This window comes from Streptomyces sp. SM1 (assembly GCF_002910825.1).
In the GTDB taxonomy this organism is placed as follows: Bacteria; Actinomycetota; Actinomycetes; order Streptomycetales; family Streptomycetaceae; genus Streptomyces; species Streptomyces okerensis.
The window spans coordinates 1-8,628 of the sequence record NZ_NEUB01000638.1 but is presented as its reverse complement, the minus strand read 5'-3'; the positions used below and the strand labels follow the sequence as shown (position 1 = coordinate 8,628).

The 8,628-nt window shown below is 69.4% G+C and carries 8 protein-coding genes; all 8 read left to right on the top strand.

Annotation, left to right across the window (positions count from 1 at the left end; genetic code table 11):
• Positions 1–124 precede the first annotated feature (124 nt).
• The 8 genes from B9S61_RS16430 (at position 125) to B9S61_RS16400 (ending at position 8,621) form a co-directional block, all read left to right on the top strand.
• On the top strand, positions 125–1,774 hold the full coding sequence (locus B9S61_RS16430; protein ID WP_103542876.1) for an IS4 family transposase: 1,650 nt from the start codon (positions 125–127) through the stop codon (positions 1,772–1,774).
• Positions 1,775–2,351: 577 nt separating this feature from the next.
• Positions 2,352–2,585: a hypothetical protein gene (locus B9S61_RS40355; protein WP_146064864.1), complete on the top strand. Its 234-nt coding sequence runs from the start codon at positions 2,352–2,354 to the stop codon at positions 2,583–2,585.
• Between the two features lie 426 nt (positions 2,586–3,011).
• Complete coding sequence (locus B9S61_RS16425) at positions 3,012–4,112, top strand: ATP-binding protein (protein WP_103542931.1); 1,101 nt, start codon at positions 3,012–3,014, stop codon at positions 4,110–4,112.
• Positions 4,113–4,132: 20 nt separating this feature from the next.
• Complete coding sequence (locus tag B9S61_RS16420) at positions 4,133–4,954, top strand: roadblock/LC7 domain-containing protein (RefSeq protein ID WP_103542930.1); 822 nt, start codon at positions 4,133–4,135, stop codon at positions 4,952–4,954.
• Positions 4,947–5,333, top strand: a complete 387-nt coding sequence (locus tag B9S61_RS16415) for a DUF742 domain-containing protein (RefSeq protein WP_103542929.1) — start codon at positions 4,947–4,949, stop codon at positions 5,331–5,333. The genes B9S61_RS16420 and B9S61_RS16415 overlap by 8 nt, the downstream gene beginning before the upstream one ends.
• A gap of 5 nt (positions 5,334–5,338) precedes the next feature.
• A complete protein-coding gene (locus tag B9S61_RS16410; RefSeq protein ID WP_103542928.1) occupies positions 5,339–5,899 on the top strand; it encodes an ATP/GTP-binding protein in 561 nt (186 codons plus the stop codon).
• An 11-nt stretch (positions 5,900–5,910) separates the two neighbouring features.
• Complete coding sequence (locus B9S61_RS16405) at positions 5,911–7,284, top strand: cytochrome P450 (RefSeq protein ID WP_103542927.1); 1,374 nt, start codon at positions 5,911–5,913, stop codon at positions 7,282–7,284.
• 89 nt (positions 7,285–7,373) lie between these two features.
• Positions 7,374–8,621 carry a cytochrome P450 gene (locus B9S61_RS16400; protein ID WP_103542926.1) on the top strand — a complete coding sequence of 416 codons (1,248 nt, stop codon included), beginning with the start codon at positions 7,374–7,376 and terminating at the stop codon, positions 8,619–8,621.
• The last annotated feature ends 7 nt before the right edge of the window (positions 8,622–8,628 follow it).

The following is an 8,628-nucleotide window of genomic DNA, read 5'->3' as shown; positions in this document are numbered from 1 at the left end:
CCCAAGGCCGGGAAGTTAGCGTTCTCGCAGGTCCTGCAAGCACATTGAGGGTTCGAAGCGAAAGCACAACGGAGCTCGTTGGTACAGGCAGTCGACCAAGACAGCTTGTACGTGAGGAGCTCCGTTGCAGGTTCATCTTGCCCTGCCGTCCACGCTGACTGCCATCACCCGTACGGTGACCGTGGCCGCGGGCCGGTTCGCCCCGGGCCACCTGGGAGAGCTGACCGCCGTGGTGCCGTTCGAGCTCGTGGACGCGGTGCTGGCGGAGACGCGGACGGTGCAGCGGCGGCTGCGGGACCTGCCCTCTCGGGTCGGAATGTACTTCCTGCTCGCAATGTGCCTGTTCCCTGAGGTCGGCTACCGGCTGGTCTGGGACAAGCTCACCAGCGGCCTGGCCGGCATACCGGTGGCCTCACCGAGCACGAAGGCCCTGCGGGACCTTCGCCGACGGCTGGGGGCCGCGCCGGTTCGGTCACTGTTCGAGGTGCTCGCCGGGCTGCTGGCACGCCCTACCACGCCGGGGGTGCGCTTCGGTGCCTACCGGACCGTGTCCTTCGATGGCTGCAGCTCGCTTCGGGTGCCCGATTCACCCCGCAATCGGGCCTGGCTCGGGCGGACAGCCCATCACGGCTATCCCACGCTGGAGTTGATGACGCTGGTCGAGACCGGGACAAGGTCCATGATCGGCGCAGTGTTCGGCCCCACCGACGAGGGCGAGACCGCCTATGCCTGCCGACTGCTGCATCTGCTGAGGCCGGACATGCTGGTGCTGTGGGACAAGGGCTTCGACGCCAACGACTTCCTCGCCCAGGCGACCGCGACTGGCGCGAAGGTGCTGGGCCGGCTCCGCAGCAACCGGCGCACCCCGGTCCTGGCCCGTCTCGACGACGGCTCATACCTGTCGGTGATCGGCACTGTGGGCGTCCGGGTCATCGACGCTGAAATCACGGTGACCTGCGCTGACGGCACCGTCTTCACCGGCTTCTACCGGCTGGTCACCACCTTGACGGACGCCCGCCGGCACCCTGCGGCGACGCTGATCAAGCTCTACCACGAGCGCTGGGAACACGAGAGCGCGTACTACGCACTCCGCCACACGATCATGGCCGGACGGAAGCTCCGCTCGAACGACCGGGCCGGCCTCGAGCAGGAGATGTGGGCCCTGCTCACGCTCTACCAGGCCCTACGGACCGTGATGGTCGAGGCCGCCGAGTCCATCCCCGGCACCGACCCCGACCGCTGCTGCTTCACTGTGGCACTCCAGACCGCCCGTGACCAGGTCGTCCAGGCCGCCGGGATCGTTCCCGACGAGCAAGGACGCCTCGGACTGACCGGCCGCCGGGTGCTGTCCCGCCTCCTTGCGCCCCGCCGCCACCGGACCAGCACCCGCAAGGTCAAGTCGCCGATGTCCCGCTACAGCGAGCGACGCGACGACGGCCGCCCAGATCACAGCCGCATCATCACCGACCTCGCCGTCACCGTCCTCGAACCCGGCCCCGAACCGCCGCCTCTGCCCACCGTCTCCCGAGACGACCGCTACACCGCCCCGGCCCAGCGACGACGGCATCGCATCCTCGCCCTGCTGCAGGACGACCCGAACCGGCTGTGGAGACCCGCGGAGATCGCCGCCCACTTCGGCGACGTCACCCTGCACACCATGTATCGGCAACTGTCCCGATGGGCCAACACCGGGCTCATCCACAAGCTCGGACCCGGCCTCTACGCAGCCACAACCTGGACCTCAACCCCCTTGCCACCAGCACAAACAGGCTAACTTCCCGGCCTTGGGACAAGGCCCCACCCCCGACGACGTCGGCCTCGCCGCCTGACGACTCCACCGCTGCTGCCCGCCAGGCCCCATCCCGCCCGCGCACCGGCACGGCCAGCCCTGCCGGCCACCGGGCTGCCCATCAGGCACCCGATCCGCCGGGAACGTCCCGCTGCGCGGAACGTTCCCGAAAACCTTTACCAACCCCCATGAACCGACCCTGGCGGGGTTGACGAAACAGATAGGGGCACCCCCCACACACACAGGGTCGTTCCCGTGTCTGCGGGGGTCGCGTGGGCATATCCCGGCCGCCGGCTGGAGGAAGTCTGCGACGGCATGGAGCACCTGTTGCTCGCGGGCCGTCCCCGCGACGGCGTCGTCTTTCTTGTCGCGCGTCCTTGCTTCCCTTCAGCGAGGAGAACATCGTGGCCTGGGACCTGTCCCGCGAGCTGGCCGCGGTCGGCCGGGCCCGGTCGTTCCGCGAGTGGAACCGGGCGGTTTCACCGGCGGTGCCATGCTGGTGCGGTGCCGGGGCCGGCTTCCGGTACGGGGTGTCCTTCTCCTGCGTGGACGGCACCTTCCGGTGCGCGCTTCAGGCTCCCGTTCCTGCGCGGCGCCGGCCCTGGAGCCCTACGGGCCCACCCGGGCCGGCCCGGCGTTCGCCCGCCGGTTCATCGGCGGGGAGACCCTGGAGCACGGCATCGAGCGTGTGGACGCCTGCTGGCGCATCGGGCGGCGGACTGCTGCTCGTGGAGCTGGGGGACTCGACCTGAGCCGGTGCCTCGCCCTGGGCCTGGTCCCGGGCCGTACCCCGTGAGGGGTTCGTGGCCGTCATGGCCAGGTCCCTTCGACCGGTTCCCGGGCACTGGCCTGACCGCGCCTCCGGCCGGTTCCCACGGCCACGGCCCGTCCTGTCGCACGGGGTGGGCCGTGTCCTCAACGCCTCTTAATAACAACTGGCGTTGATCGTGTGAAGTCCAAAGGAGCGGCTGCCGGGCGGCACGGTCGGCGGTGATAGCATTCCGCCGTCTGCGACCTTGATCCACTTATGCTCAGGACCCAGATTCCCCAGCGCGCTGAGCCTCACCCCTGCTGCAGTGCTCCGGACGGGTTGCGGATCCTTGCGAGGCGTACCTGTCGACGCCTGCACCACGCGCCGTGAAAGGTTTCCATGACTCAAGACGTGCTTCTTTGGTGCCTGGTTGCGATAGCGGTGATATCCATAGCCGCGGTCGTAGCGCTCGTGCTCCGCAGCAGAGGCGTACTGAGGAGGAAGAAGGAGTCCGAGAACGAGCTGCAGGCGCAGCTCCAGTACAGTCAGATAGAACTGGCCCGGGTCCGGGGCGAGTTGTCGCAGCTCCAGAACGAGCAGGACGGTGTCGTCCGCGAGGCGGAGACGACCGCCGAGGAGAACACGAAGGCGGTCCTCAAGGGTGCCGCTCGCTTTCTGCAGAGCCTCGCGGCCGAGCAGACGACGTTGCTGGACAAGGTGCAGCGCGAGTACGGCGGCCACCCGGTCCTCTCCGACCTGATGGACATCACTCACGCCAACGCCCAGATGGCCCGCAAGGCCCAGGGCATCGCGGTCATGTGCGGTGCGCCTCTGGGCCGGCGCAACCAGCCGGCCAGTGTCTACGACGTCGTGCGCAGCGCCCAGAGCCAGATCCGCAACTTCCAGCGGGTGGAGATCATGCAGCCGAGCGGCATCGCGCTGAAGGCCTCCGCTGTCCCACCGGTCGCCCTCGCTGTCGCCGAACTGCTTGACAACGCTGCCAGCTTCTCGCAGGCGGACGCTCCGATCGAGGTCACGTTCCGCCAGGTGCAGCAGAACCTGTGCATCGTCATCGACGACGCCGGCGTCGGCATGGGTGACGAGGAGCGGCAGCGGGCGACCGCGCTGCTCGCCGGCGACGACGTGCCCCGGCTCTCGCAACTCGGCACGCAGCCGAGGTTCGGCTTCCCGGTGATCGGTCTGATTGCCCGCCAGTACGGCTTCAAGGTCGATGTCACCGGCGTGTCCCGATACGGCGGCGTCCGGGCCGTCGTCCTGCTGCCCGAGGAGCTGTGGACCATGGAGGAAACCCCGTCGGCCCCCGACACAGCGCCCGTGAGCAGCATCCGGTCGATGGAGACGCGCAGTCCGGCGCGCACGGCCAACGGCCTGCCCAAGCGCGGGCCGCGAGTGGCGTCCATCGGTGACTCGCCGTCGGCGGAGCAGCCGCCGAGGCGCACCGTCCGGCGGCGCGGCGCCGGAAGCCTGGGCGCCTTGCAGCGCGGTGCCCAGACCGGACGCGATGCGGCCTCCCTCGACGCCCCCATGTCTGAAGGGTCCGACAACGCATGAGTACAACCGATTTGTCGTGGATGGTCCAGGACATCGTGAGCAACGTGCCCAAGGCGCGGCACGCCGTGGTGCTCTCCGCGGACGGTATTCCGCGCGGCTCCACGGACGGTCTGACCGCCGCGGACGTGGGTACGGTCTCCGCGGCCATGGCCGGGATGCAGTCCCTCAGCCGGGCCACCGGCCACTTCGCCGGCTCCTCGCGGACCCGGGAGTGGATCCAGACCGTCATCGAGTTCCAGCACGGCTGGGTGTTCCTGATCGGAGCCGGCCAGGGGGCCTATCTGGCTGCCGCCGCCGAGCCCGATGTCGACATGGAGCAGCTGTCGTTCCGGATGAACCGGCTGGTGGCCCGGCTGGGCACCAACCTCACGGCCCCGCCGCGGGTGAGCGCCGCGGACGCGGCTGCGGCAGGCCCACAGGCTTCGCACGGGCAGGCGGGCAGGGCCATCGCGGTACTCGACGAGCTGGACAGGGTGGTGGCCTCGGTGCCGAACGCCCTGCACGCGCTGCTGCTCGGCGCGGACGGTCTGCCCCGGGGCGCGAGCGCGGGGATCGACAGGGACCTCGCGGACACGATCTCGGCCGCCATGACGGGGATTCACGCCTACAGCCGGGCGACCGCGCCCTTCGCGGGCGGGGCACGGGACGACGAGTGGAGCCAGACGGTCATCGAGTTCCAGCACGGCTGGGTCTTCCTGATCGCGGCGGGCGAGGGTGCCTTCCTGGCAGCGGCCGCCGAACACGACTGTGACATCGAGGAGTTCACCGCCCGGCTGAGTGATGCGATGCCCGCGCAGGCCTCGTCTCGCGCCGGGTGGGGAGAAGGGGTCGGCGATGCATGAGGACCCGGCCGGAGAACTGGAGCTGACGGCCCCGTTAGTCCCCTTCTTCGTCATGGCCAAGGGGCGCGTGCTGCCCCGGGAGAGCGAGTACGAGCACACCGCCATGATCTCGGCCCAGGCATCGGCCGCCGCCACGGTGCGCACCCTGGCTCCGGAGGCACGTGTGGTGATGAACCTGCTCGCCGACGGATACCTGTCGGTGGCCGAGGTCGCCGCCCATACGCAGCTGCCCCTGGGCATCGTGCGCATCCTGCTGGCCCAGATGGCCGAGGACGGGCTGATCCATGTGCGCGGCCCGGTGCCACATGCCGAGCGCCATGACCCCGCCCTGCTCACCGCCGTGCTCCATGGCCTGGAGCGCATACGAACCGGAGCGTAAGTACCGTGTATCTGGATCCCAAGGTCTCCCGCTCCGTGAAGGTCCTGGTCGTGGGCCACTTCGCGGTGGGGAAGACCACCTACATCGGAAGTGTCTCCGAGATCGAGCCGCTGCAGACCGAGGAGGAGATCACCGAGGCCAGCGAGGGCTTCGACGACCTCTCCGAGACGCCGGACAAGACGACCACGACCGTCGCGATGGACTTCGGACGTCTGACCCTGAGCGACGATCTGGTGCTCTACATCTTCGGAACGCCGGGGCAGGAACGGTTCAAGCAGATGTGGGAGGGTCTGTCGAGGGGAGCGCTGGGAGCGCTCGTCCTGGTCGACCCGGAGCGGCTGGGGGAAGCCTTCCCCATTCTCGACCTGGTCGAGGACTTCGGCCTGCCCTACGTCGTCGGGGTCAACACCTTCGACGGCCGGTCCCGTTTCGCGCTGTCCGAGGTGTGCGAGGCACTCGACATCGCCAAGGACACACCGGTCATCGACTGCGACGTCCGCGACCAGGACTCCTCGATGCAGGCCCTCATCACCCTCGTGAAGCACCTCTTGTCCTCACTCGGCTAGGAGCCACCACCATGCAACAGCCCCTCAGGACGACCGGGACACCCTCCGGTCACCCGGTATCCGGCAACGTGCCGCTGTACGGCCCCGACTTCGGCTCCGACCCCGAGCGGACCTACGACCGGCTGCGCTCGACGGGGCACAGCGCTCCCGTCGACATCGCTCCAGGCGTCCAGGTCGAGCTGGTGACGAGTTACGACGCGAGCCTGTACATCCTGCAGAACCCGAACCTGTTCGTCCGCGACTCGCGACGCTGGAACGCCCTCAACGAGGGGCGGATACCGGAGGACAGCCCGGCCAGGCCCATGATGGGCTACCGCCCCAACGCCCTGTTCAGCGACGGTGCCGCCCACGCCCGGCTGCGTCAGGCGGTCACGGACAGTCTCGCCACCGTCGACCAGGGGCGGCTCATCCGGCTGACCCAGCAGTCCGCCGACTACCTGATCAGCCGGTTCAGCTCCGAGCCGCTCGGGCAGGCGGAGTTGATGGCGGCGTACGCGCAGCCGCTGCCGCTGCTGATCTTCGGTGACCTGTTCGGCTGCCCGCCGGAACTCGGCGACCGGGTCATCGCCGGGATCACCGGCATCTTCCAGGGCACTCCCGGCGCCGACGAGATCCTGGCCGGAGCACTCGCGGAGCTGATCACCCTCAAGCGCCGCCAGCCCGGCGAGGACCTCACCACCAAGCTGATGGTGCACTCCGCCCGGCTGAGCGACGAGGAGGTGCTGCACCAGCTCGTGACCCTGCTGTCCGGTGGCACCGCGCCCCTGGCGGCGGCCATCGGCACAAGCGTCGCGCTGTATCTCAGCGACGACTGGCCGGCCGGACTCCCCGCGGAGGACGCGGTGGTCAAGACGCTGTGGAACTACGCCCCGATCGCCAACTACGCCGGCCACTACCCCACCCAGGACGTCGAGTTGGGTGACCGGACGCTGCGGGCGGGCGACCCGGTGCTGATCTCCTTCGCGGCGGCCAACAACGACCCCAAGCTGACCGCGCACCGTGAGCAGCTCAGTCCCAAGGCCCACCTCGCCTTCGGTGCCGGCCCGCACGCGTGCCCGGCCAAGGACCCGGCGCTCATGATCACCGCCACGGCCGTGGAGTCCCTGCTCAACCGGCTGCCCGACGTCGAGATGCGCGTCCCGTTCGACGAACTCGCCTGGGTGCCGGCCCCGTGGAGCCGCTCACTGGTCACCGTGCCCATCCGGTACAGCCCCCGCACCGTGCCCCAGACCGCCGGCCCCCGTCACACCTCCGCCCCGCCGGCTCGCACCGCACCCTCGGCCTCCGGCGTCCCCCAGGCGCACGCGGTACATCGGCCGGCCCATGCCGCGCGCCCGGCGGGCGGGTTGTTCAGCCGTTTCCGCGCCTGGATGAATGGGGAGTGACGCAAGTAACCATATGAGACCACGGTGTTACCGTATGGCTCATGTGGTGATCGGGTACGGATAGCGGCTGGCAGAAAGGAGCCGCTATCGTGGGAAGTGCCACGACTCCGTCCACGGACCGTCGGGCCACCATCTCTCTGTTCTCCCGTCTCAGGACGGGCGACGGACAGGCCGACCCCTTCCCCTTCTACGAAGAGCTCAGGGCGCGCGGCGCAGTCAGCCCCGCGCCCTGGGGCGGGTTACTGGTCACGAGTTACTCCGGCTGTGAGCAGGTACTCCGCAGCGGCACCTGGCTCGAACCGGACGCCCGGTGGCGGGAGCAGCAGGGCGCACGCACCCGCTGGAGCGCCCCCTCCTCCCGGGAGATCAGCCATACCCTGCCCGCGCTCAACCCTCCGGAACACACCCGTGTACGCCGGTCGGCCGGCACCTTCGACCGCGGCACCATCGACCGCATCGGCAGCCGGGTGACACACATCGTCGACCGGCTGCTGGACGGCGTGCACGAGCGCATACAAGCGGGAGAAGCCGACTTCGCGGCGCTGGTGAGCGAGGAACTCCCCGTCGCCACGATAGGAGACTGGCTCCGGCTGCCCAGCGCCGACTGGCCCCGCCTGCGGGAACTCACCCACGATCAGGTCTTCACCCAGGAACTGCTGCCCAACGCCAGCCAGCTGGCGCGCTCCGACACCGCCATGGCCGAACTGCGCACCTACTTCCTCAGCCTGGTGCGGGAACGGCGCAGACACCCCGGCGACGACCCTGTCTCCCACTGGATCGACACCTGGGACCAGATCGAACCCGACCAGGACAAGGCCGACGAAGCGGTCTACTTCCTCGCCCTGTTCGTCCTGCTGGCAGCCCTGGAGACCACATCCACCCTGCTGTCGACGATGACACTCCGGCTGGTCGAGGACCCCGGCCGCTGGACGAAACTCCTCCAGCAGCCGGACCTCGTGCCCTCCTTCGTGGAGGAGTCCCTGCGCCACGACCCTCCCACCCACGTCATCAGCCGGATCGCCGCCCAGGACACCTTCCTGGCGGGCACCGCGGTGGCGGCCGGAGAAATGGTCCACCTCATGGTCGGCGCGGCCCACCGCGACCCCGAGCGGTACTCCCGCCCCGACGTGTTCGACCCGGAACGCAACCCCTCGCACCTGGCATTCAGCTGGGGCATCCACTACTGCCTCGGAGCACCCCTGGCCCGCCTGGAAGCACAGACCCTGCTCCGCCACACGATCACCCGTCTGCCGAGACTCACCCTGGTGCGCCGCCCCGCGCAGGCACCCCGGGTGGCGTTCAGACGCCTGCTGAATCTGGATGTAGCACAGGCATGAACCCGCT